1 protein-coding gene is annotated in these 226 nt (G+C 65.9%); it reads left to right on the top strand.

Going from position 1 to position 226, the window contains the following annotated elements; translation table 11 throughout:
- Positions 1-31 precede the first annotated feature (31 nt).
- Positions 32-226, top strand: a 195-nt coding sequence (locus IO29_RS39865; RefSeq protein ID WP_030383547.1) for an alpha/beta fold hydrolase, incomplete at its 3' end; no start/stop codon positions are given.

The following is a 226-nucleotide window of genomic DNA, read 5'->3' as shown; positions in this document are numbered from 1 at the left end:
GTGTGAGGGTCGGCAGTCGCGGCGGGGTCCGGTGGTGGTGCTGGTGGCGGGTCTGGGGGACGGTCTGGACAAGATGGCCGATCTTCAGAAGACGCTGGGTGCGAAGAATCGGGTGTGCTCCTATGACCGTCTGGGTGAGGGCGAGAGTGACAAGCCGGAGGGTCCGCAGAGCATGGCGGACACGGGGCGGATTCTGACGGGGGTGATCAACCGGGTTGCGGGTGAT

Origin of the sequence: Streptomyces sp. NRRL F-6676 (assembly GCF_000725625.1) — a bacterium.
In the GTDB taxonomy this organism is placed as follows: domain Bacteria; phylum Actinomycetota; class Actinomycetes; order Streptomycetales; family Streptomycetaceae; genus Streptomyces.
Note: the sequence above shows the minus strand (reverse complement) of the source record. Positions and strands in the feature narration are given on the sequence as shown.